Source organism: Paraburkholderia sp. BR14374 (genome assembly GCF_040948685.1).
In the GTDB taxonomy this organism is placed as follows: Bacteria; Pseudomonadota; Gammaproteobacteria; order Burkholderiales; family Burkholderiaceae; genus Paraburkholderia; species Paraburkholderia youngii.
Genome location: NZ_JBFPKF010000008.1, coordinates 195,099 through 217,976, shown reverse-complemented (window position 1 = coordinate 217,976; position 22,878 = coordinate 195,099). Strand labels below are relative to the sequence as shown.

Genomic DNA, 22,878 nt, shown 5'->3' with positions numbered 1-22,878 from the left:
CCGAAAAAGCACGAACGTTCAATTTATTATCGAACGGGGTTTCCCCTGGGCCCCGGGCGTCAGCGGACAGTCGCGGCTGTCTTCCAGCGCGGACGGCAGCACGTGGTCGCGGAACAGGTCGCGCAACTTCAGCTTCTGCAGCTTGCCGGTCGCCGTGTGCGGCAGTTCGTCGACGAACACGACATCGTCGGGAATCCACCACTTCGCCACTTTGCCGTCGTAGAACGCCAGCAGTTCGTCGCGCGTGACGTCGTGCCCCGCGCGTTTGACGACGAGGAGCAGCGGCCGCTCGGTCCACTTCGGATGCGCGCACGCGATGCACGCGGCTTCCGCGACCGCTGGATGCGCGATCGCGACATTCTCGAGTTCGATCGAACTGATCCATTCGCCGCCCGACTTGATCACGTCCTTCGAGCGGTCGGTGATGTGCAGGAAGCCGTCGGGGTCGATCGTCGCGACGTCGCCGGTCGGAAACCAGCCGTCGACGAGGGGCGAGTCCTCCTTGCGGAAATACCGGTCGATGACCCACGGCCCGCGCACGTGCAGATCGCCGAACGCGACGCCGTCCCAGGGCAGCTCGCGGCCGTCCTCGCCGACGATCTTCATGTCGACGCCATAGATCACATGGCCCTGCTTTTCGAGCAGCTTGCGCTGCTCGGCGAGCGGCCGCTGGCTCTGCTCCCAGTTCAGCTTCGACAACGTACCGAGCGGCGACATCTCCGTCATGCCCCATGCATGGATCACCTGCACGCCGTAGTCGTCCTCGAGCACCCGCAGCATCGCGGGCGGACAGGCGGAGCCGCCGATCACCGTGCGCTCGAGCGACGAAAACTTCGCGCCGGTTTCGCGCAGGTGGTTCAGCAGACCAAGCCACACGGTCGGCACGCCGGCCGAACACGTGACGCGTTCGCTCTCCATCAGTTCGTACAGCGACTTGCCGTCGAGATCCTTGCCGGGGAACACGAGCTTCGCGCCGGTCAGCGGCCCGGCATGCGCGAGGCCCCACGCGTTGACGTGGAACATCGGCACGATCGGCAGCACCGAGTCGCGCGCCGACAGGCTCATCGAGTCGGGCAACGCCGCGCCGAACGCGTGCAGCACCGTCGAGCGATGCGTGTACAGCGCGCCTTTCGGATTGCCGGTCGTGCCCGACGTATAGCAGAGGTACGACGCCTGCTGCTCGTCGAGCGCGGGCCAGTCGAAGCCGCCGTCCTGCCCGTCCATCAGCGTTTCGTAGCACAGCACCGACGTTTGCATCGGCGGCCGATGCGCTTCATCGCACAGTGCGATCCAGCCGCGCACGCGCGGGCACTGCGGCGCGAGCGTGTCGACCAGCGCCGCGAACGTCGTGTCGAACAGCACGTACGCATCGTCGGCGTGATTGATGATGTAGGCGATCTGGTCGGGGAAAAGGCGCGGGTTGATCGTGTGACACACGGCGCCGAAGCCGGTGGTGCCGTAATACGCTTCGAGATGCCGGTAGCCGTTCCACGCGAGCGTCGCGACCCGGTCGCCCGATTCGACGCCGAGCGCGATGAGCGCCTGCGCGAGTTGCTTCGCGCGCTTCTCGCAATCGCGGTACGTGTAGCGATGCAGGTCGCCTTCGATGCGCCGCGACACGATTTCGGTGCGGCCGAAATGGCGTGCGGCATGCGCGAGCAACGATGATACGGTGAGCGGCACGTCCATCATCTGGCCCAGCAGCGGCGTCGTCATAAGGCGGGGTCTCCTCGGCTTGTCAGTGTGTCGATGGGGTTGCGGCCGGGTTTGTTGAATACGTGGTGCAGGATCGTGGCGGCGTCGTACGCAGCATGGTCCGAACGATGAAGGCGGCCGGCCAGCAGCGCCGCGGGCGCGGACTTACAATATCGGCTAATCCAGAGGCGCTCAACATGTCGTTTTCCCCAAGCTTTGCAGGCTTATCCGCAGCATTGACGGATCTTTCCAACACACTCGCCACACCCCCAGCCAACGCGTTCGCGCGGCTCGGCGGCACCTTCTTCACGCGGCTGCCCGCCGCGCCGCTCGACGCACCCTACCTCGTCGGCTTCTCGGCCGACACCGCCGCGCGGCTCGGAATGCCCGAGGGCATCGAGCGCGAGCAGGGGTTCCTCGAGCTGTTCTGCGGCAATGCGACGCGCGAGTGGCCGGCCGACGCACTGCCTTATGCGTCGGTGTACTCGGGGCATCAGTTCGGCGTGTGGGCCGGCCAGCTCGGCGACGGCCGCGCGCTCACGCTGGGCGAGCTCGAACACGACGGCGAGCGCAATGAGCTGCAGCTCAAAGGCGCGGGCCGCACGCCTTATTCGCGCATGGGCGACGGCCGCGCGGTGCTGCGCTCGTCGATCCGCGAATATCTGTGCTCCGAGGCGATGCATCATCTCGGCATTCCGACCACGCGCGCGTTGTGCGTGATCGGCTCCGACCAGCCGGTGCGGCGCGAGACGATCGAAACCGCCGCGGTGGTCACGCGCGTCGCGCCTAGCTTCGTGCGCTTCGGCCACTTCGAGCATTTCTATGCGAACGATCGCGTCGACGCGTTGCGCGCGCTGGCCGATCATGTGATCGAGCGCTTCTATCCGCATTGCAAGGAGGCCGACGATCCGTATCTGGCGCTGCTCGCCGAAGCGGTACGGTCTACCGCCGATCTGATGGTCGACTGGCAGGCGGTCGGTTTCTGTCACGGCGTGATGAATACCGACAACATGTCGATTCTGGGCCTGACGATCGACTACGGCCCGTTCGGTTTCATGGATGGCTTCGATGCGGGCCACATCTGCAACCACTCCGATACGCAGGGGCGTTATGCCTACCGGCTGCAGCCGCAAATCGCGTACTGGAACCTCTTTTGCCTCGCGCAGGGACTGCTGCCGTTGTTCGGCGAGAAGCACGACGAAAGCGTGCGCGCCGACAAGGCGGTCGAAGAAGCGCAGCACGTGCTCGCGGGCTTTAAGGAGCGCTTCGCGCCGGCGCTCGAAAACCGCATGCGCGCGAAGCTCGGCCTCGAACAGCCGCGCGACGGCGACGACGCGCTCGTGAACCGGCTGTTCGAAGCGATGCACACGAACCGCGCCGATTTCACGCTGACGTTCCGCAACCTCGCGCGCCTGTCGAAACACGATGCGAGCGGCGATGCGCCGGTACGCGACCTGTTCCTCGATCGCGCCGCCTTCGACGCATGGGCGAACGACTATCGCGCGCGGCTGGCCGTTGAGTCACGCGACGACGCTGCGCGCGCCATTGCAATGAATCGTGTGAACCCCAAATTCATACTTCGCAACCATCTGGCGGAAACGGCGATCCAGCGTGCGAGGGAGAAGGATTTCTCCGAGGTGGAACGGCTCGCGGCCGTGCTGCGTCGCCCGTTCGACGAGCAGCCCGAATATGCGACGTATGCGGGTCTGCCGCCCGACTGGGCGAGCTCGCTCGAAGTGAGCTGTTCGTCATGACGCACCGGCGCAGTTGAATCGCCGCGGCCATCCCGCCAGAAAACACCGGTACAAACCCGAGACAGGAACCCGACCATGAGCAACCCCGACGATCTCAAGCATGACGCCCCAGCCGTCCAGAAAAGCGACGCCGAGTGGCGCAAGGAGCTGTCCGACATCGAATACCAGGTGACCCGACACGCGGCCACCGAGCGGCCGTTCACGGGCCGCTACAACGATCACTGGGAACGCGGCGTCTACGACTGCGTGTGCTGCGGCACGCCGCTGTTCGAATCGGACACCAAGTTCGACGCCGGCTGCGGCTGGCCGAGCTATTTCCGGCCGATCAACGGCGAGGTGATCGCCGAGAAGACCGACCGCTCGCACGGCATGCTGCGCATCGAGGTGCAGTGCAAGAACTGCGGCGCGCATCTGGGCCACGTGTTCGAGGACGGTCCGGCGCCGACCGGTCTGCGCTACTGCATCAATTCGGCTGCGTTACAATTCGAGCCCAAGTAACGCGGCGCGGCAGCAGCCTTGCCCGCTTCGGGCGCCGGGGCGCGAAACCGCGCGCGGCGCCTTTCAATGCGGTACCCCCGCTCGTTGGCGGGCACCGCGCACCTTGCACGCCAGGCTGGCGCGCATCAATGTTCGACTCACCGTTCGACTCACTCTCCGACTTCCCGACCAGATAATGAAATTCCTGTTCGATCTGTTCCCGATCATCCTGTTCTTCGTCGCCTTCAAGATCTGGGGCATTTTCACGGCGACGGCAGTGGCGATCGTCGCCACGCTGGTGCAGATCGCGTGGGTGGCGTTCCGCCACCGCAAGGTGGACCCGATGCTGTGGGTGAGCCTCGGCGTCGTCGTGGTATTCGGCGGTGCGACGCTCGTACTGCACAACGACACCTTCATCAAATGGAAGCCGACTGTGCTGTACTGGGCGTTTTCGGTCGCGCTGATCGTGTCGCAACTCGGCTTCAACAAGAACCTGATCGAAGCGATGATGGGCAAGCAGATCACGCTGCCGCACGCGATCTGGAGCAAGCTGAACCTGATCTGGGCGGTGTTTTTCGTGCTGCTCGGTCTTCTGAACCTGTTCGTCGCGTATCACTACACGACCGATCAGTGGGTCAATTTCAAACTGTTCGGCGCGACCGGGTGCCTGCTCGTGTTCATCGTCGGACAGAGCCTGTGGCTGTCGAAGTACATGAAGGAGGAATGACATGAGCGACCTGTTCATGCACGCCACCACCGCCGAGCGCGCCGCGCTGATCGAGGCGCGCCTCGCGGCCGCGCTCGCACCCGTCGAGTCGATCCGCATCACCGACGACAGCGCGCAGCACGCGGGCCACGCGGGTGCCGCCGCCGGCGGGCATTTCAGTGTCACGATCGTGGCCGTCGCGTTTGCCGGCAAGCCCCGCGTGGCAAGGCATCGCATGGTGTATGATGCGCTGGCCGATGCCATGCAGCGCGGCATTCATGCCCTTGCCATCACGGCGTACACGCCCGAAGAATTTGCTTTGTTGCCCCGCTAGGAACCTTTCGATGACCTTGAAGAAAACCCGCCTCTGGGTATTGCTGGCTGCGTTCGCGGCCGCACCTGCATTCGCACAGAACATCGCCGTCGTGAACGGTACGCCGATTCCGAAGTCGCGCGCCGATGCGTTGATCCAGCAACTGGTTCACCAGGGCCAGCAGGACACGCCGCAGCTGCAGCAGGCGGTGCGCGAAGAGCTCGTGAATCGCGAAATCCTGATGCAGGAAGCCCTGCGTCGCGGGGTGCCGAACCGTCCGGACATCAAGGCCCAAATCGCGGTTGCACAGCAAACCGTCGTGTTGCGCGCGCTGATCGAAGATTTCGTGAAGAACAACCAGCCGACCGACGCCGAAGTCACCGCGCGCTACAACGCGCTCGTCAAGGAAGCAGGCGGCAAGGAATATCACCTGCACCATATCCTCGTCGACAACGAGCAGCAGGCGAAGGACCTGATCGCGAAGATCAAGGCCGGCGCAAGCTTCGAAGATCTCGCCAGGCAGTACTCGAAAGACCCGGGATCGGGCAAGAACGGCGGCGACCTCGACTGGTCGGACCCGAAGGCCTACGTGCCTGAGTTCGCGGACGCGGCCGCCCATCTGCAGAAAGGCCAGATGACCGACACGCCGGTGCGTACGCAATTCGGCTGGCACATCATCCGTGTCGACGACATCCGCGCCGTAACGCCGCCGCCGCTCGAGCAGGTGCGTGCGCAGATCGTGCAGCAGATCCAGCAGGAAAAGCTGCAGGCGTTCGAAGAGAATCTGCGCAAGAACGCGAGGATTCAGTAAGTGTCAGCGGCGGGCGGATCGTCTTTGGACAATCCGCCGCTTGGCTCTGAAGAAGCCTGAAAGCAAAAAAAGCCGCCCATACGGGCGGCTTTTTTTGTTGCTGCGAGCTTCGCGGAGCGGCGGCGCACTGCCGCCGCAAACAGAGGCCGCCGCGCGCGACGGCAGCCCCCTGACCCATCAACCCAACCAGCGACGCGCGTTCTGGAACACACGCAGCCACGGGCTCGCGTCCGTGCCGATCTCGCCCCAGCCCTGCGGATGCCAGCTCATCTGCACCGCGCGATGCACGCGCTCCGTGTGCGGCATCAGCACCGTGAAGCGGCCGTCGGCCGTCGTGACGGACGTGATGCCCTCGGGCGAACCGTTCGGGTTGAACGGATACTGCTCGGTCGCCTGACCACGGTGATCGACGTAGCGCATCGCGACTGCGACCTTCGACTTGTCACCCTGCTGCGAGAAGTCCGCGAAGCCTTCGCCGTGCGCGACGGCGACCGGAATGCGCGAGCCTTCCATGCCCGCAAAGAACAGCGACGGCGATGCCTGCACCTCGACTAGCGAGAAACGCGCCTCGAACTTCTCCGACTTGTTGCGCGTGAACTTCGGCCATGCTTCGGCGCCGGGGATCATCGACGCGAGGCTGCTCATCATCTGGCAGCCGTTGCAGATGCCGAGCGCGAACGTGTCTTCACGACCGAAGAACGCAGCGAACATGTCGGCCAGTTGCGCGTTGAAGCGGATCGTCTTCGCCCAGCCTTCGCCGGCACCCAGCGTGTCGCCGTACGAGAACCCGCCGCAGGCGACCGCGCCCGCGAAATCGGCGAGGTTCGCGCGGCCCGCGAGCAGGTCGCTCATGTGCACGTCGTGCGCGTCGAAGCCGGCGCGATCGAATGCATAGGCCGTCTCCAGATGCGAGTTCACGCCTTGCTCGCGCAGGATCGCGACGCGCGGACGCGCGCCCTTGCCAACGAACGGCGCGGCGACGTCTTCCGCCGGATCGAAGCTCAGCACCGGCGTGATGCCCGGGTCGGCTGCGTCGAGCAGCGAATCGTATTCGGCGTCCGCACAGGCGGGGTTGTCGCGCAAACGCGCGATGCGCCAGCTCACTTCGCTCCACGTGCGATGCAGTTCGGCACGCGGTGCTTCGTAGACCTTCTTCGCGTCGCGATAGATCTCGATGACATCACGCTCGTTGGTCTTGCCGATCACGTGCGAGCATGCCGACAGGCCATGGTCGCGTAGCGCGGCGAGCACCGCGTCGCGATCGGCCGCGCGCACCTGCACGACGGCGCCGAGCTCTTCGTTGAACAGCGCCCGCAGCGTGCGGTCTTCGCGGCGGCCGCTGGTCTGCTTCGCCCAGTCCTTCGCGTCGCCGTAATCCGATTCGTGGTTTGCATCGAGTACCAGCATGTCGACGTTCAGCGACACACCCGCGTGACCCGCGAACGCCATTTCGCAGACCGTCGCCCACAGGCCGCCGTCCGAGCGGTCGTGGTAGGCGAGCAGCTTGCCGTCGCTATTGAGCGCCTGGATCGCGTTGAAGAAGCGCTTCAGATCTTCCGGATCGTCGACGTCCGGCACCGTATCGCCGACCTGCTGCGTGACCTGCGCGAGGATGCTGCCGCCCAGACGCTGCTTGCCGCGACCGAGGTCGATCGCGATCAGCACCGTCTCGCCGACTTCGCTCACGCGCCGCAGTTGCGGCGTCAGGTGCTTGCGCACGTCTTCGACCGGCGCGAATGCGGAGATGATCAGCGACACCGGCGCGACCACTTCCTTCGCGACGCCGCGGTCTTCCCAGCGCGTGCGCATCGACAGCGAATCCTTGCCGACCGGAATGCCGATACCGAGCGCCGGGCACAGTTCCATGCCGATCGCCTTGACCGTGTCGTAGAGCGCCGCGTCTTCGCCCGGCGCACCGCACGCGGCCATCCAGTTGGCCGACAGCTTCAGCTTGTCGAGCGACGCGATCGGCGCGGCCGCGATGTTGGTAATCGCCTCGCCGACCGCCATGCGGCCCGAGGCCGGCGCGTTGATGACGGCGAGCGGCGTGCGCTCGGACATCGTCATCGCTTCGCCGCTGAAGCCCGCGTAATCCATCGTCGTGATCGCGACATCGGCCACCGGCACCTGCCACGGGCCGACCATCTGGTCGCGCGCGGTCGTGCCGCCGACCGAGCGGTCGCCGATCGTGATCAGGAACGACTTGCTCGCGACCGTCGGATGACGCAGCACGCTCTGCGCGACCTCTTGCAGCGCGAGGCCGGTCACGTCGACCGGTTCGAGCGCGCGCTCGACGCGTTTCACGTCGCGGTGCATACGCGGCGGCTTGCCGAGCAGCACTTCCATCGGCATATCAACCGGCTGGTGCGCGGCTTCGTTCTGCTCTGAGTCGATCAGTTTCAGCTGACGCTCGGCGGTGGCCGTGCCGATCACCGCGAATGGGCAGCGCTCGCGCTTGCACATCGCCTCGAACACCGGCAGATCGGCCGGCGCGATCGCGAGCACGTAGCGCTCCTGCGCTTCGTTCGACCAGATTTCGCGCGGCGACAGGCCGCTTTCTTCGAGCTGGATCTTGCGCAGTTCGAACCGTGCGCCCTTGCCCGCACCGTCCACCACTTCGGGGAACGCGTTCGACAGACCGCCCGCGCCGACGTCGTGAATGCTGAGGATCGGGTTCTTCTCGCCGAGCTGCCAGCACGCGTTGATCACTTCCTGCGCGCGCCGCTCGATTTCCGGGTTGCCGCGCTGCACTGAGTCGAAGTCGAGTTCAGCGGTATTGGTGCCGGTCGCCATCGAGCTCGCGGCGCCGCCGCCCATGCCGATGCGCATACCCGGGCCGCCGATCTGGATCAGCAGCGAGCCTTCCGGCAGATCGTGCTTGTGCGTGTGCTGGTCGGAGATATTGCCGATGCCGCCCGCGATCATGATCGGCTTGTGATAGCCGCGCACGAGCCCCGCGACATTCTGCTCGTAGGTGCGGAAGTAGCCGCCGAGGTTCGGCCGGCCGAATTCGTTGTTGAACGCGGCGCCGCCGAGCGGGCCGTCGATCATGATCTGCAACGGCGACGCGATGCGGTCCGGGCGGCCGTACGCTTCGTGCTGGTCGGCGGGATTGCGCTGCGCGAGCGGCTGTGCGGAGTCGCGCGCGTTTTCCCACGCCTCGACGCCGTCCGGCAGTTCGAGGTTCGATACCGTAAAGCCCGTGAGACCCGCCTTCGGACGCGCGCCGCGGCCGGTCGCGCCTTCGTCGCGGATTTCGCCGCCCGCGCCGGTCGCGGCGCCCGGGAACGGCGAGATCGCGGTCGGATGGTTGTGCGTTTCGACCTTCATCAGCGTATGCGTGAGTTCGACGCTGCGACCGTAGTGCTCCGGCAATTCGCTCGCGCCGAGTTCGGCTGGCGTGCGCGGGAACCAGCGCTCGGCCATGCCGCCGACCATGATCGCCGAGTTATCCGAATACGCGACGATGGTGCCCTGCGGGTTCAGCTTCTCGGTGTTGCGGATCATGTTGAACAGTGACATGTCCTGCTTCTCGCCGTCGATCGTCCAGTCCGCGTTGAAGATCTTGTGGCGGCAGTGCTCGCTGTTGGCCTGCGCGAACATCATCAGTTCGACGTCGGTCGGATTGCGCTCGAGTTTCGTGAATGCGTCGACCAGGTAGTCGATTTCGTCGTCGGCGAGCGCGAGGCCCAGTTCCACATTGGCGGTTTCCAGCGCGGCGCGGCCGCTCGCGAGCACGTCGACCGTTTGCAGCGGCTTGGCCGGCAGTTCGTCGAACAGATGCAGCGCGTGGTTGCGCGACGGTGCGACGCTCTCGGTCATGCGGTCGTGCAGCGCGGCGGCGACGGCCGCGCGCGCTTCGTCGGACAGCGTCTTCTTGCCGCCGAGCAGGCCGCTTTTCAGCGTCACCGAGTATTCGACGCCGCGCTCGATGCGGCGCACCTGCGTGAGCCCGCAATGATGCGCGATGTCGGTTGCCTTGCTGGCCCACGGCGACACGGTGCCGAAGCGCGGCACCACGAGGAAGGTCTCCACCGTGCCACGTTCCTTGCCTTCTTCGAATGGATCGCCGTAGTGCATCAGCGCCTCGATCTTCGCGCTGTCTTCAGCGGACAGTTCGGTCTGGGCATTGACGAAGTGCAGATACTGCCCGCGCACGCCGGTGATATTCGGGTCGATGCGCGTAAGCGTTTCGAGCAGGCGGGTTTGACGGAAATCGGAAAGGGCCGAAGCGCCGGGGAAACACGAGAAGTGGGCCATGGGACTTGACGTTGCGTCGCTCATTGATGCCGGAGAGCCGCGCATGCAGGCGACGTGAGGCGGAAAGGAAGTCCGAGATTATACCCCGGGAACGGGCTTCCAGCGGGCTCCGGGGTGTGGCGCCGGCGGGCCGCGTTTGCCCGCGCGAGGCGTCGCCGGAGTGCCCGTCGCGTCGCCGCGCGGGTGCTTTGACTGCTATCATTCGCGTTTCACCAGATCGGCGCACGCGGCCCGGGCTTCACCCGGCTGCGCGCCGCATGTCACAGCCAACGGGAACGCGCGTGAGCCGCCCGTCGGCACATCGAATCAGAGCATGGATGTCATCGTCATTGGCGGCGGGGTAGCGGGCGTCGCCACCGCTTATCAGCTGCGCGCGGCCGGCCACCGGGTATGCGTCGTCGAGCGTCACGCGACCGTCGCGCAAGGCGCCACTTACGGACAAGGCGGCACCGTGCTGCCGACGCCGCTCGACGTCTGGTTCGGCCCGACCTTCATGGCGAGCCGCTACAACGCGAAAAATGGCGTGATCAGTAAGACCGGCTTCAACGGCGCCGCGCGGCAGTTCGGCAAACAGCTCGGAGCATGGCAGGAACCCGCGGCGTTCGCGCGCCAGTACGCGCTGTTGCGGCCGCTGATCGAATCGTCGCGCGAGGCGATGGCCGACGTCGAAGCCCGCTTCGGCCTCGAATTCGAACAGGCGAGCGGTCTCCTGTACCTCGTGCGCAGCGCGCACGAATGGGAGCTGAGCGCCGCTGCGCTCGATCTGCTGGGCCAGTTCGAGGTGCCGCATCATGTGATGAGCCCGGCCGAATGCGCGGCGTTCGAGCATGCAGTGCCCACAGATCCTGAATTCGCCGGTGGCGTGTTGTTCGAGCACGAGCGCACCGCGAACTGTCCGCTTTTCACCAAGCTCGTCAAACAGGTGCTCGATGCCCAGGGCGGCGTGCAGTTCATGCCGAACTGCGAGGTGACCGGCATCCGGCTCGAAAATCAGCGCGCGGCGGTCGAACTGGCGCCGCGCGACGGCGCGCCCCGCTCGCGCGAAATCGACGTGGTCCAAGCCGACGCGGTCGTGGTCGCGGCCGGTTATGGCAGCCTCGCGCTGCTCGACCGCGCGGGACTCAAGCTGCCGCTGCATCCGCTGCGGCTGCATTCGCTGGTCGCGCCGATCGCGCACGAGGAATGCGCGCCGCATATCGCGATCGTCGATGCGGTCAAGCGCATCGGCATCAGCCGCATGAACCATCGGTTGCGGATCGCGGGCGGCGCGGTGCTCCAAAGCGCCAGCCAGATCGACAAGCCGCTCGGCGAAGCGCTGACCAAGGAGGCGCTCGCGATGCTCGGCCAGGCGACGCACGACTGGATTCCGGGCGCCGCGCGCATTTCGGCGGCGCTGCCGTGGGAAGGCGTGAAACTGCTGTCGCCGGACGGCTTGCCGGTGATCGGCAACGCGCTGCATCCGCGGCTTTTCGTCAACGTCGGGCATGGGCCCGCGGGCTGGGGCCTCGCCTGCGGCGCGGGCAAGCTCGTTGCTGAACTGATGTCGGGACAGACGCCGACGTTGCCGCAAGACACGCTCGCGGCGTTGCGGCCGGAGCGGTTCCAGTAAGGTTTCGCGCTCTTGCCGGCGGGTATGGCGGGCTGACAGCCCGCTGTCGACACCCCGCGTTCATCGCGCCACTCCCACCGCCAGCACCGAATCAGCCGCACGCCGCGCGCCTATCGGCACTACCATAGCGATTCCCCAGTCTGCCCGCCGCGCCGCGGGCGCACCGCCAGGTTCGCCATGACAGACGCCGAAAACTCGCTGCTCACCCTTTTCGATCCGCTAACCGCCCCACTCAGCGACCCGCAGCCGCGTGCGCTGCCGCTGCTGACGCTGACCGACTTGCGGATCGCCGAATCCCAGGCCGCCGCGGCCCTGCCCGAGCACACGCTGATGGCGCGCGCGGGTCACGCGGCCGCGCGCTGGCTGCTCGAACGGATCGCCGCGGACACCTCGGTGACGAAATCGCAGCAGCGCGCATGGCTGGTCGCCGGTCCCGGCAACAACGGCGGCGACGCGCTGGTCGTCGCGACGGAACTGCACAAGGCCGGCATCGCCGTCGAAGTCTGCATGCCGGTCGAAGTAAAGCCCGCCGACGCGCGCTGGGCACTCGACGCCGCACGCGCCGCCGGCGTGCCGATCGACGCGGCGCCGCCCGCCTCGCTCGACGGCTATGGCTGGCTCGTCGACGGCATGTTCGGCATCGGTCTCGCGCGGCCGCTCGACGGCGTATTCGCAACGCTCGCGCGGCAGCTGTCGCAGCGCACGAAGACGCGCCCGACCCAAGGCGCCGTGCTCGCGCTCGATGTGCCCAGCGGGCTCGACAGCGACACCGGCGCGGTGATCGGCGGCAATGGCGCGGCGGCGGTCCATGCGACCCACACGATCACGTTCATCGGCGCGAAACCTGGGCTTTTCACCGCGCAGGGCCGCGACCTCACCGGGCGGCTGACGGTCGCCCCGATCGGGCTCGCCGCAGGGATCAACGGCGGCGGCGGTGGCCAGGACGCCGCCACAGGCGCCCCCCGCGCCGCGATCCAGCTCAGCGCCCCCGACCTCTTCGGCCCGTTCATGCCCCCGCGCAACTTCGCGACCAACAAGGGCACCTTCGGCAGCCTCGCGGTGGTCGGCGGCGACACCGGCATGTGCGGCGCGCCGATCCTCGCGGCGCGCGCGGCGCTCTACAGCGGCGCGGGCAAGGTCCACGTCGCGCTGCTCGGCGAAGGCGCCCCGCCCTACGATCCGCCGCACCCCGAACTGATGCTGCATCCGATCGACACGCTGCCGCTCGATTCGATGGACGCACTCGCGGTCGGCTGCGGCATGGGGCATGGCGAACGCGCGACGCGCGTCCTGCACGACGTGCTGAAACTCGACGTGCCGAAGCTGTTCGATGCCGACGCGCTGAATCTGATCGCCAAAGACCCTGCGCTCGCCGCCGAAGTCACCGCGCGCGGCGTGCAAGGCGATCCGTGCATCCTGACGCCGCATCCGCTCGAAGCGGCGCGCCTGCTCGACAGCGATGCGGCGAGCGTGCAGCGCGACCGTCTGGCGGCCGCCCGTGCGCTCGCAGCGCGTTTCGCGAGCGTCGTCGTGCTGAAGGGCGTCGGCACGATCATTGCCGCGCCCGACGGTCGCCTCGCGCTGAACCCAACCGGCAACGCCGCGCTCGCGACGGGCGGCACCGGCGACGTGCTCGGCGGCATCATCGGCGCGCTGCTCGCGCAGCACCTGCCGCGCTTCGAGGCGGCGCTCGCAGGCGTCTATCTGCACGGTCTCGCCGCCGATACGCTGACCGCGCAGGGCCAAGGTCCCGCGGGATTGACGGCCGGCGAGCTGGCACCGATGGTGCGTACCTTGCTGAACCGGCTGTTCTATTCGGCGACGCCTGCGTGACGGACGTGTCGTGCGCAGGTTGTTCGCGGCGCGCGGTCACACCGGTGAAACATCGCCATCCCAATCATTGCGAGCGCGCGCAACGCACTGCTGCCCCTCGCGCATCCCCGCTATACTGATTGCCTGCGCCGCGCGTCGGATCGACTGCGGGTCGTGGCGATACTCCAGCGGGCGCGTGCGCCGCCTCGCGTTTTCGCGAAGTTCACCCGCTTCGCGAAGTATCGTCGGCACCCGCTCGCGGACCGGCCCGCGTGGCATCGCTCTGACTGAATCGCCGCATCATTCTCGGCCGCGCTTCATGCGCGCGCCTTCCTTCGTGCCCCTTGGTTAGACGGACGCTATGACCCAGAACTCGCTCCCCTCCTGGTCCTCGCTGCAGACGCATTACGAGACGATTCGCGATGCGCATCTGCGCGACTGGTTCGCCCCCGAGAACGATCCCGCTCCCACCCGCGCCGAACGCTTCACGTTCGCGGGCGGCGGTCTCGCAGCCGATTTCTCGAAGCACCGCATCACCGACGAAACCCTGCAACTGCTCGTGCAACTCGCGCGCGAAGCCGGCGTCGAAAAGCGCCGCGACGCGATGTTCGCGGGCGAAGTCGTCAACCCGACCGAAGGCCGCGCCGCGCTTCACACGGCATTGCGCGCAACCGACCCGAAGGCGCCGTTCTTCGCCGACGTGCAGGCCGAGCGCAAGAAAATGGCCGCGTTCGCCGAACAGGTTCGCAGCGGCGCGTGGACCGGCTACACCGGCAAGCGCATTCGTCATGTCGTGAACATCGGCATCGGCGGCTCGGATCTCGGGCCGAAGATGGTCGTGCACGCGCTGCATCATCTGGCGACGCCCGAGATCTCGACGCACTTCGTGTCGAACGTCGACGGCGCCGATCTGTACAACGTGATGCAGCAGATCGATCCCGAGGAGACGCTCGCGATCATCGTGTCGAAGACCTTCACGACGCTGGAGACCATGACGAATGCGCGCTCGCTGCGCGACTTTTTCATCCGGAAAGGCTGCCCGGAAAGCGCGCTCGCGAAGCACTTCGTCGGCGTGTCGGCGAATACGGCCGAAGTCGTCAAGTTCGGCATCGCGAAAGAGAACGTGTTCTCGATGTGGGACTGGGTCGGCGGACGGTACTCGCTGTGGTCGGCCGTCGGTCTGTCGATCATGATCGCGGTCGGCCCGCAACAGTTCGACGAACTGCTCGCCGGCGCCGCCGAGATGGACCAGCACTTCCGCACCGCGCCGCTCGAAAAGAACCTGCCGGTGCTGCTCGGCATGATCGGCATCTGGTATCGCAACTTCTTCGGCTCGCAGAGCTATCTGGTCGCGCCGTATTCGCAGGCGCTGCATTTCCTGCCGTCGTATCTGCAGCAGCTCGAAATGGAGAGCAACGGCAAGTCCGCGCGTCTCGACGGCGCATTCGTCGACTATGCGACTTCCGCGGTCACCTGGGGCGAGCCGGGCACGAACGGTCAGCATGCGTTTTTCCAGATGCTGCACCAGGGCCCGACGATCGTGCCGATCGATTTCATCGCGGTGCTGACGCCCGAGCATCCGCTCGCGAGCCATCATCCGAAGCTGCTCGCGAACTGCTTCGCGCAAAGCGAGGCGCTGATGCTGGGTCGCACGCTCGAGGAAGCAAAGACAGTGGCCGGCCCCGACAAGCCGGAACTCGCGCCACACCTGACGTTCCCCGGTAATCGCCCGACAGCGACGCTGTTGCTCGACGCGTTGAGCGCGCGCACGCTCGGCGCGCTGATCGCGCTTTATGAACACAAGGTGCTGGTGCAGGCGTCGGTGTGGAACATCAACCCGTTCGATCAGTGGGGCGTCGAGCTCGGCAAGATCCTCGGCAAGGTGGTCGAAGCCGATCTGGGCGCGGCGAGTGCCGACGTGAAGAAGCATGACTCGTCGACGTCGGCGTTGATCGCGCGGGCGCGGGCTGCGTTGAAGCGCTGAGTGGAAGTTTGAAGTGCGCGATAGTGCGCCCTGGACAAACCAAAGCGGGCTACGGCCCGCTTTGTTTTTGCTTCGACGGCCACATGGTCGCGGCGGTACGCGAGCCCATGCCCGCGATCCGGCAGACCATTACGCGAGCCGCCCCGCTTCGATCGTCACCGTGGTGTCGCAACGCCGCGCGAGTTCGATGTCATGCGTCACGAGCACGAGCGTCGCGCCGTGCGCGCGATTCATCTCGAACATCAGATCGATGACCGCGTGGCCGGTGGCCGCGTCGAGACTGCCGGTGGGTTCGTCGGCAAACAGAATCTTCGGGCGGGTGACGAACGCGCGAGCGAGCGCAACGCGCTGCTGCTCGCCGCCCGACAGCAGCTTCGGATAATGACCGGTGCGCTGCCCGAGCCCTACCTGTTCGAGCAGTTCACGCGCGCGCGCGGAGGCCTCGCGTGTGCCGATGCCGCCTTGCAGTTCGAGCGGCAACGTGACGTTTTCGAGCGCGGTCAGATGCGGCATCAATTGAAACGACTGGAACACGAAGCCGACCGCGCCGCTGCGCAATGCGGCGCGCCCGTCTTCGTCGAGTTCGCCGAGTTCGCGGCCGAGCAGCCGAACCGAGCCCGCGCTCGCGCTGTCCAATCCCGCGAGCAGCCCGAGCAGCGTAGACTTGCCCGATCCGGATGCACCGACGATCGCGACGCTGCTGCCGGCATCGATGGCAAGATCGATGTCATCGAGAATCGTGAGTTCGCCCGTCGCATCCTTAACCCTCTTGCACAAACCCCGCACTTCAATGACTGGATCAGTTCTGTTTGGCATGGTGAAGCGTAGGTTGAAAGTGCGCGCCATCGCCGCTCGCGCCGCGGCGCTGACTGCGGCATTCGGCGCGACCATGATGGCCGCCGCGCTGGTTTGGTTACCGTTGCAGGCTCATGCGGCGAATGCGCCCGAACCCGCGAAACCGGTGATCGTCGTGCTCGGCGACAGCATCTCTGCCGAGTACGGGCTGCCCCGCGATACGGGCTGGGTCGCGTTGATGCGTCAGCGTCTGGCCGAAGAGCGCATCGATTATAGCGTCGCCAATGCGAGCATCAGCGGCGACACGACGAGCGGCGGGCGCGCGCGTCTGCCCGCGCTGATGGAACGGCTCAAGCCGAGCATTGTCATCGTCGAGCTGGGCGCCAACGACGCGTTGCGCGGCGTGCCCCTCTCGACGACCGAGGCCAACCTGCGCACGATCATCGAACAGGCGCAGCAAGGCCACGCGAAGGTCGTGCTCGTCGGCATGTACGTGCCGCCCAATTACGGCCCCGACTATACGCAAAAGTTCCACGGTCTCTACGGCCAGCTGTCGAAGGAATTCCATCTGCCGCTCGTGCCTTTTTTGCTCGCCGGCATCGCGGATAAACCGGATATGTTCCAGGCCGATCAGATCCACCCGACGCAGCAGGCACAGCCACTGCTACTCGACAACGTGTGGCCCGCTGTCAAGCCACTCCTTCGCACAAGTTCGCCGCACTGAAACACCTGCTAACGACTTGTTTCCGGAACCTGGGGGGAGCACGGATCTCCGAGCCGTTTGACGCATCGGGCGTTCCGTACCACCCGGCTCAATCTTGAGCGACTCCTGAGGAGATAACGTTGAAATACTTACCGTTAATCGCTTTGACTGTTGCCATCTCGGCCTGCGCGGCTCAACCGCCGGCCGGGGTTCAGTCGGTGGGTCAAAGCCAGCAGCCGCCTCGCGCCGTCGCAACCTGCATCGCGCAGAAATGGGCGGATAGCTCACAACAGCAGGTCGTTTCGCAAAGTATCCTGGCCAACGATCAGGCCATGGACGTCTACGTCCCGGGCCAGCAACCGCCCAACGGCGCGGCAGCGGTGGTCCGTCCGTCGTATAGCGGCAAGGGTACGTGGGTCGGCTTCCGCGCAGGCGGCGCCGGCGCAAGCGATGCTACTGGCGCGATCAGCGGCTGTCTGTGAAACGGTCGTCCTGGGCGTAGATAGAAAAAGCCCCGCATTTGCGGGGCTTTTCCTTTGACCGGCAGGTAATGCCTACTGCGGCTTACTGCGGCGGCTTACTGCGGCGGCTTACTGGTCGGCCGTCTGCGCGGCGTTGTCGAGCGTGCCGTAGAACTGCACCTTCGAGCGCTCGCGCAGCGCCTTCAGATAGGCCTCGGCCTGCGACTGCGCGTCCACCTGCGCAATCTGCTGCTGCGCGACGGCGAGATGCTGCGCGTCGGTGGCCGCGGGCGGCACGATCTGGTTCACGCGATAGATCGCATAGCCGTCATCGCCGAGATCGACACCGACGTAGGCCGGCAACTTTTGCGCATCGACCTTGTAGATCGCGCTCAGTGCGGCAGGCGGCACGCCCTGCGCGTCATTGCGCGATACCTTCAGCGGCGACGAGAAACCGGCGGTCGCCTTCGATTTTTCGAACTCGGCCAGCTTCGCAGCGCCGTCCTTGTGCGCCGCTTCGTTCGCCTGCTCGGCGATGACCTTCTGACGTACCGCGTCCTTCACCGCGTCGAAGGCGGGCACGGCGGCGGGCTTGTAATCCGTCACGCGCGCGGCGATCAGCGTGTTGTTGCCGACGTCGATGGCCTGCGTGTTGTTGTGCGCCGATACCGAGTCGTTCGCGAATACGGCTGCGAGGAACTTCGGATTGTTCAGCGGGCTGTCGGGCGGCAGCTTCGCATCCGGCTGTGGCGTGACCGTCGCGGTCTGGATCTGCAGCTTGAACTTGTCCGCGGCCGGCTGCAGGCTCTTGGCCTTTTCATAGACCAGCGACGTGAAGCCTTCCGAGCCGTCGGTGAACGCCTTGCTCGCCAGTTGCGTCTTCAGCTCCCTGGTGATCTGGTCTTTCACTTCGTCGAACGACTTCGTGACCGCCGGCTTCACATCAGTGACCTTGATGATGTGGAAGCCGAAGTCCGTCTGCACGATGCCACTGATTTCGTCCTTCTTCAGCGCGAACACCGCGTCGTCGAACGCCTGGCCGCCCGCGATCATGCCGCGGCCGAAGTAACCGAGATCGCCGCCCTTCGATGCCGAACCCGGGTCCTGCGAGCTCTGCTGCGCGATCTGCGCGAACTGGTCTGGATGCGCCTTGAGCTGCGCGAGCAACTCCTCGGCTTTCTGCTTCGCCTTGGCCTTGTCGGCCGCGCTCGCGTCCTTCGGTGCCGCGATCAGGATGTGGCTCGCGCGCACTTCGCCTTCGGTGCGGAAGTGGGCGATGTTGTCGTCGTAGTATTTCTTCAGGTCCGCGTCGCTCGGCTGCACCGATGCGCCCAGCGTGGCCGGCGACATCACCAGATACTGGATCGTCGCGGTAGCGGGCGTCGCGAAGTCGTTGCGATGCGCGTCGTAATACGTTTGCAGTTGCGCATCGGTCGGCTGGATCTTCGCTTCGTAATCGTGCGGATGGAACGCGATGCCCTGCACTTCACGCTGCTGCTGGGCCAGCTCGGTCAGGTGCTGCGCAAGCGTCTTCGCCGTGAACGCGCTCGCCGTGATGCTCGCGGGCAGCTGTTGCATCGCGAGGTTGTAGCGCATGCGCTCGTCGTACTGATCGGGCGTCATGCCCTGCATCGCGAGCAACTGCTTGTAGCGCTCGAGGTCGATCGAACCGTCGGGATTTTTCAGCGACGAAATCACCGGATCGGACAGCAGCGCACGGCGCACCGCGTCGTCCGATGCGGTCAGATGCAGACGCTGCGTTTCGTCGGCGAGCACACGCTGCTCGATCATGCCGTCGAGCATCTGGCGGCGGCGCTCCGGTGTGTCGAACGACTTCATGTCGAACTGTGCACCGAGCATCTGACGCCCCCGGTCGATCTGCTGGCGCATCGCGTCGTCGTATTCGACGCGGGTGATCTTGTGACCGTTGACACTCGCGACGTTTGCGCTTTCGTCAAAGAAGCCGCGGAAGCCCTGAATACCGACAAAACCCAACCCCGGCAAAATGACGAGGATGAGCATGAACATCATCAGGCGTTGGTGATTGCGGAAAAAATCGAGCATGCGTGAGGGATGCCAAAAACAGAACGCCCGATCTTACCTCAGCGGGCAACAAAAAAGGCGAACCGGAGTTCGCCTTTCGTGGATACTGGCGGAGTGGACGGGACTCGAACCCGCGACCCCCGGCGTGACAGGCCGGTATTCTAACCGACTGAACTACCACTCCTTTTACTGCGCTCTTGCTACTGAAAACACTGCCGCCGAATCTGAAACTGGTGGGTGCTGAGAGGCTCGAACTCCCGACCTACGCCTTGTAAGGGCGCCGCTCTACCAACTGAGCTAAGCACCCGTTTCGTGATTCAGTGCTTGATGTGTTTTCTGCCTTGCAGCCGCTCACCCGATGAATCGACGATGCAACCGGGTCAAGCAATTCCTCAAGCAGCAAGCCCATTAGTTTAGCGCATCCTTCAGCGCTTTGCCAGGCCTAAATTTAGGAACTTTTGCTGCCTTGATTTTGATCGCGGCGCCCGTGCGCGGATTGCGCCCGGTGCGCGCGGTGCGCTTGCCGACCGCGAACGTGCCAAAGCCGACCAGCGTGACCGATCCGCCCTTCTTCAACGTGCTTTTGACGCCCGCGATGACTGCATCGAGCGCACGGCCGGCCGCAGCCTTCGAAATGTCGGCTTGCTGTGCGATGTGATCGATCAATTCCGTCTTGTTCATTCAAAACCCCCGTGAATGTTTATTGGCAATCGTGACAGTGCTTTCCAGCACCTCCCGCCACGCGGCCGGCGCTAACGCCAAGCCGCCCCATTAGAAGCGGCCGAAACCCTTGTGTCAACCGGGGTTGAGCCTGATCGAGGTGATTTTAGAGGGGCGCTTTCATCACAGTATGTTGCAGCGGACAGTCTGGTGATGCGACACCGCGCCAAGGTCGTGCGGGCAATAAAAAACCCGCGGCCTTGACCGCGGGTTTTCTGCATCAGCGAGCAACAGCGCTGCTGGATGCTTTGACGTCAGCGCATTCGGATGCGCTTCGGACCTTAGTGCTTGACGACGTCCGTCGCGGCATCCTTGCCCGGCTCGGCACCAACCGGCGCCGAAGGCTTCGGTTCTTCTTCCGGCAACGCCTGCGGCACGCGTTCGAGCGCAAGTTCGAGCACCTTGTCGATCCAGCGGACCGGCACGATTTCGATCGCGTTCTTCACGTTGTCCGGAATCTCCGTCAAGTCCTTGACGTTTTCTTCCGGAATCAGCACCAGCTTGATACCACCGCGATGCGCCGCGAGCAGTTTCTCCTTCAGGCCGCCGATCGGCAGGACTTCGCCACGCAACGTGATTTCGCCCGTCATCGCGACATCGGCGCGCACCGGAATACCGGTCAACACCGACACCAGCGCGGTCGTCATCGCGATACCAGCCGAAGGACCATCTTTCGGCGTCGCGCCTTCCGGCACGTGGATGTGAATATCCTGCTTGTCGAACGCTTCGTCCTTGATGCCAAGGCGACGCGAACGCGAACGCACGACCGAGCGCGCCGCTTCGACGGATTCCTTCATCACGTCGCCGAGCGAACCCGTGCGGATCACATTGCCCTTGCCCGGCATCACTGCGGCTTCGATAGTCAGCAGATCGCCGCCCACTTCCGTCCACGCGAGACCCGTGACCTGGCCCACCTGATTTTCCTTTGCGGCCAGACCGAAGTCATACTTGCGCACGCCGAGGAACGTGTCGAGATTGCTACCGTCGACCTTCACCGCGCCTTCCGCCTTCTTCAGCAGAAGCATCTTCACGACCTTGCGGCAAATCTTCGACACTTCACGCTCGAGCGAACGCACGCCCGCTTCACGCGTGTAGTAGCGAATGATGTCGCGGATCGCGGATTCGGTCACATCGACCTCGCCATCCTTGAGGCCGTTGTTCTTCTTCTGCTTCGGCAACAGATAACGCTGCGCGATGCTGACCTTCTCGTCTTCCGTATAGCCGGACAGACGAATCACTTCCATCCGGTCGAGCAGCGGCGGCGGAATGTTCAGGGAGTTCGACGTCGCGACGAACATCACGTCCGACAGATCGAAATCGACCTCGACGTAGTGATCGGCAAACGTATGGTTCTGTTCCGGATCGAGCACTTCGAGCAGCGCCGACGACGGATCGCCGCGGAAATCCTGGCCCATCTTGTCGACTTCGTCGAGCAGGAAGAGCGGATTGCGCACGCCGACCTTGGTCAGGCTCTGCAGGATCTTGCCCGGCATCGATCCGATGTATGTACGACGGTGGCCGCGAATCTCGGCTTCGTCACGCACGCCGCCCAATGCCATGCGCACGAACTTGCGGTTCGTCGCGCGCGCGATCGACTGGCCGAGCGAAGTCTTACCGACACCCGGAGGCCCAACGAGGCACAGGATCGGCGCCTTGACTTTGTCGACACGTTGCTGGACCGCGAGGTACTCGAGGATGCGTTCCTTCACCTTCTCAAGACCGAAGTGGTCTTCGTCGAGCACGCGTTCCGCATTCGACAGGTCGTTGTTGACCTTGCTCTTCTTGCGCCACGGCAAGCCGATCAGCGTGTCGATGTAGTTGCGCACGACCGTCGCTTCCGCCGACATCGGTGACATCAGCTTGAGCTTCTTCAGCTCGGCGTCGGCCTTCTTCTTCGCTTCCTTCGGCATGCGGGCAGCCGTGATGCGCTTCTCGAGCTCCTCGAGATCCGCACCTTCTTCGCCTTCGCCGAGTTCCTTCTGGATCGCCTTGACCTGTTCGTTCAGGTAGTACTCGCGCTGGCTCTTCTCCATCTGACGCTTGACGCGCCCACGGATACGCTTTTCGACCTGCAGGATGTCGATCTCAGCTTCGAGTTGCGCGAGCAGATGCTCGAGCCGCTCGATCACCGGGAACATCTCGAGGATGTGCTGCTTCTGGTCGAGCTTGAGCGGCAGATGCGCGGCAATCGTGTCCGCGAGACGCCCGGCTTCGTCGATACCCGACAAGGAGGTCAGGATCTCCGGCGGGATCTTCTTGTTCAGCTTCACATACTGGTCGAACTGCGACACGATCGCGCGACGCAGCGCTTCGGTTTCGGCGCTGTCGGCATGGTCGGGTTCGAGCGGCATGACTTCGCACGAGAACTGCGTTTCCTGTTCTTCGATGGAAAGCGTCTTCGCGCGCTGCAAGCCTTCGACGAGCACCTTCACGGTACCGTCGGGCAGTTTCAGCATCTGCAGGATGTTGGCGATACACCCTACTTCGTACATGTCCTTTTCGGTCGGCTCATCTTTCGCAGCCGTTTTCTGGGCGACGAGCATGATGTGCTTGCCGCCTTCCATCGCTGCTTCGAGAGCCTTGATCGACTTCGGGCGGCCTACGAAGAGCGGAATCACCATGTGCGGGAAAACGACTACGTCGCGCAGCGGGAGCAGCGGCAGCGTAATGCGTTCCGGCGGGAGGAGTTGGGTTCCTGACATTTCATTTCCCCATGAGTGGAATCAGTTCGTTCG

General features: G+C 65.0%; 16 protein-coding genes and 2 tRNA genes. 10 read left to right on the top strand and 8 right to left on the bottom strand.

The features are described from left to right. Positions 1–18: 18 nt before the first annotated feature. Positions 19–1,716, bottom strand: a complete 1,698-nt coding sequence (locus AB3X86_RS20705; RefSeq protein ID WP_368597423.1) for a 3-(methylthio)propionyl-CoA ligase — start codon at positions 1,714–1,716, stop codon at positions 19–21. 176 nt (positions 1,717–1,892) lie between these two features. Here AB3X86_RS20705 and AB3X86_RS20700 point away from each other — a divergent pair, with 176 nt between their 5' ends. The 5 genes from AB3X86_RS20700 to AB3X86_RS20680 all read left to right on the top strand — a co-directional run bounded on the left by AB3X86_RS20700 (position 1,893) and on the right by AB3X86_RS20680 (position 5,756). After that, positions 1,893–3,449: a YdiU family protein gene (locus AB3X86_RS20700; protein WP_368597422.1), complete on the top strand. Its 1,557-nt coding sequence runs from the start codon at positions 1,893–1,895 to the stop codon at positions 3,447–3,449. A gap of 75 nt (positions 3,450–3,524) precedes the next feature. After that, the gene (msrB, locus tag AB3X86_RS20695; protein WP_013089415.1) at positions 3,525–3,947 is read left to right on the top strand and encodes a peptide-methionine (R)-S-oxide reductase MsrB; all 423 of its coding nucleotides are present in this window, start codon (positions 3,525–3,527) and stop codon (positions 3,945–3,947) included. 175 nt (positions 3,948–4,122) lie between these two features. Continuing rightward, complete coding sequence (locus AB3X86_RS20690; protein ID WP_368597421.1) at positions 4,123–4,653, top strand: septation protein A; 531 nt, start codon at positions 4,123–4,125, stop codon at positions 4,651–4,653. A 1-nt stretch (position 4,654) separates the two neighbouring features. After that, the gene (locus tag AB3X86_RS20685) at positions 4,655–4,966 is read left to right on the top strand and encodes a BolA family transcriptional regulator (RefSeq protein WP_013089413.1); all 312 of its coding nucleotides are present in this window, start codon (positions 4,655–4,657) and stop codon (positions 4,964–4,966) included. A gap of 10 nt (positions 4,967–4,976) precedes the next feature. Then, positions 4,977–5,756, top strand: a complete 780-nt coding sequence (locus AB3X86_RS20680; protein ID WP_368597420.1) for a peptidylprolyl isomerase — start codon at positions 4,977–4,979, stop codon at positions 5,754–5,756. 177 nt (positions 5,757–5,933) lie between these two features. On the opposite strand, the gene purL is transcribed toward AB3X86_RS20680, so the two are convergent. After that, entirely contained in the window at positions 5,934–10,016 is a 4,083-nt protein-coding gene (gene purL, locus AB3X86_RS20675) for a phosphoribosylformylglycinamidine synthase (RefSeq protein WP_368597419.1), read from the bottom strand. Between the two features lie 313 nt (positions 10,017–10,329). On the opposite strand from purL, the gene AB3X86_RS20670 reads away from it, so the two are divergent. From AB3X86_RS20670 to pgi, 3 genes are all read left to right on the top strand, one after another. Further along, a complete protein-coding gene (locus AB3X86_RS20670) occupies positions 10,330–11,625 on the top strand; it encodes an FAD-dependent oxidoreductase (protein ID WP_368597418.1) in 1,296 nt (431 codons plus the stop codon). 177 nt (positions 11,626–11,802) lie between these two features. Beyond that, the gene (locus AB3X86_RS20665; protein ID WP_368597417.1) at positions 11,803–13,458 is read left to right on the top strand and encodes an NAD(P)H-hydrate dehydratase; all 1,656 of its coding nucleotides are present in this window, start codon (positions 11,803–11,805) and stop codon (positions 13,456–13,458) included. Positions 13,459–13,798: 340 nt separating this feature from the next. Beyond that, complete coding sequence (gene pgi, locus AB3X86_RS20660) at positions 13,799–15,421, top strand: glucose-6-phosphate isomerase (protein WP_368597416.1); 1,623 nt, start codon at positions 13,799–13,801, stop codon at positions 15,419–15,421. A gap of 129 nt (positions 15,422–15,550) precedes the next feature. Here the strand turns inward: pgi and AB3X86_RS20655 are convergent, their stop codons facing one another. Next, positions 15,551–16,237, bottom strand: a complete 687-nt coding sequence (locus tag AB3X86_RS20655) for an ABC transporter ATP-binding protein (protein WP_176108599.1) — start codon at positions 16,235–16,237, stop codon at positions 15,551–15,553. Here AB3X86_RS20655 and AB3X86_RS20650 point away from each other — a divergent pair. Further along, on the top strand, positions 16,236–16,940 hold the full coding sequence (locus tag AB3X86_RS20650; protein WP_368597415.1) for an arylesterase: 705 nt from the start codon (positions 16,236–16,238) through the stop codon (positions 16,938–16,940). The genes AB3X86_RS20655 and AB3X86_RS20650 overlap by 2 nt on opposite strands. Positions 16,941–17,059: 119 nt before the next feature. Further along, positions 17,060–17,401: a hypothetical protein gene (locus AB3X86_RS20645; protein WP_368597414.1), complete on the top strand. Its 342-nt coding sequence runs from the start codon at positions 17,060–17,062 to the stop codon at positions 17,399–17,401. 108 nt (positions 17,402–17,509) lie between these two features. Here AB3X86_RS20645 and AB3X86_RS20640 read toward each other — a convergent pair whose 3' ends face one another. From AB3X86_RS20640 to lon, 5 genes are all read right to left on the bottom strand, one after another. After that, the gene (locus AB3X86_RS20640; protein WP_368597413.1) at positions 17,510–19,444 is read right to left on the bottom strand and encodes a SurA N-terminal domain-containing protein; all 1,935 of its coding nucleotides are present in this window, start codon (positions 19,442–19,444) and stop codon (positions 17,510–17,512) included. A gap of 86 nt (positions 19,445–19,530) precedes the next feature. Next, a tRNA-Asp gene (locus AB3X86_RS20635) sits at positions 19,531–19,607 on the bottom strand. A 47-nt stretch (positions 19,608–19,654) separates the two neighbouring features. Then, positions 19,655–19,730 (bottom strand) — tRNA-Val (locus tag AB3X86_RS20630). A gap of 101 nt (positions 19,731–19,831) precedes the next feature. Continuing rightward, positions 19,832–20,104, bottom strand: coding sequence for an HU family DNA-binding protein (locus tag AB3X86_RS20625; RefSeq protein ID WP_008923411.1), 273 nt, complete (start codon positions 20,102–20,104; stop codon positions 19,832–19,834). A gap of 320 nt (positions 20,105–20,424) precedes the next feature. Continuing rightward, positions 20,425–22,845 (bottom strand): endopeptidase La, encoded by a 2,421-nt coding sequence (lon, locus tag AB3X86_RS20620; protein WP_018432018.1) that lies wholly within the window; start codon positions 22,843–22,845, stop codon positions 20,425–20,427. Positions 22,846–22,878: the final 33 nt, after the last annotated feature.